Annotated in this window: 1 protein-coding gene; it reads right to left on the bottom strand. The window is 54.6% G+C overall.

Annotated elements, in window-relative coordinates; all coding sequences use genetic code 11:
• A partial coding sequence (tuf, locus tag K5R89_RS27115; protein WP_048979769.1) for an elongation factor Tu occupies positions 1-1055 on the bottom strand: 1055 nt, incomplete at both ends.

The following is a 1055-nucleotide window of genomic DNA, read 5'->3' as shown; positions in this document are numbered from 1 at the left end:
CCGCCTTCACGGATTGCGAAACGCAGACCATCGTCCATCGCGATCGGGTGGATCAGGGTAACAACCATTTTGATGTTGTCGCCCGGCATTACCATCTCTACGCCTTCCGGCAGTTCGATGGTGCCAGTCACGTCAGTAGTACGGAAGTAGAACTGCGGACGGTAGCCTTTGAAGAACGGAGTATGACGGCCGCCTTCGTCTTTGGACAGAATGTACACTTCAGATTCGAACTTGGTGTGCGGGTTGATGGTGCCCGGCTTAGCCAGTACCTGACCACGTTCGATTTCTTCACGTTTGATACCACGCAGCAGAACACCTACGTTCTCACCAGCACGGCCTTCGTCCAGCAGTTTGCGGAACATTTCAACGCCAGTACAGGTGGTTTTCGCGGTTTCTTTGATACCAACGATTTCAACTTCTTCACCCACTTTGATGATACCGCGCTCTACACGACCGGTAACAACGGTACCACGACCGGAGATGGAGAATACGTCTTCAATCGGCAGCAGGAACGGCTTGTCAATCGCACGCTCTGGTTCCGGGATATAGGTATCCAGGTGGCCAGCCAGTTCGATGATTTTCGCTTCCCACTCTGCGTCGCCTTCCAGCGCTTTCAGAGCAGAACCACGAACGATCGGAGTGTCGTCGCCCGGGAAATCGTACTGAGACAGCAGTTCACGAACTTCCATCTCAACCAGTTCCAGCAGCTCTTCGTCATCAACCATGTCGCATTTGTTCAGGAACACGATGATGTACGGAACGCCTACCTGACGACCCAGCAGGATGTGCTCACGAGTCTGCGGCATCGGGCCGTCAGTCGCAGCAACAACCAGGATCGCGCCGTCCATCTGCGCAGCACCGGTGATCATGTTTTTAACATAGTCGGCGTGGCCCGGGCAGTCTACGTGCGCGTAGTGGCGAGTCGGGGTGTCATATTCAACGTGAGAGGTGTTGATGGTGATACCACGAGCTTTTTCTTCCGGCGCGTTATCGATCTGGTCGAATGCGCGAGCGGAACCACCGTAGGTTTTAGCCAGTACGGTAGTGATGGCAGC

Source organism: Klebsiella sp. TF21-TM (genome assembly GCF_019753495.1).
Lineage (GTDB): Bacteria > Pseudomonadota > Gammaproteobacteria > Enterobacterales > Enterobacteriaceae > Klebsiella > Klebsiella quasipneumoniae.
Note: the sequence above shows the minus strand (reverse complement) of the source record. Positions and strands in the feature narration are given on the sequence as shown.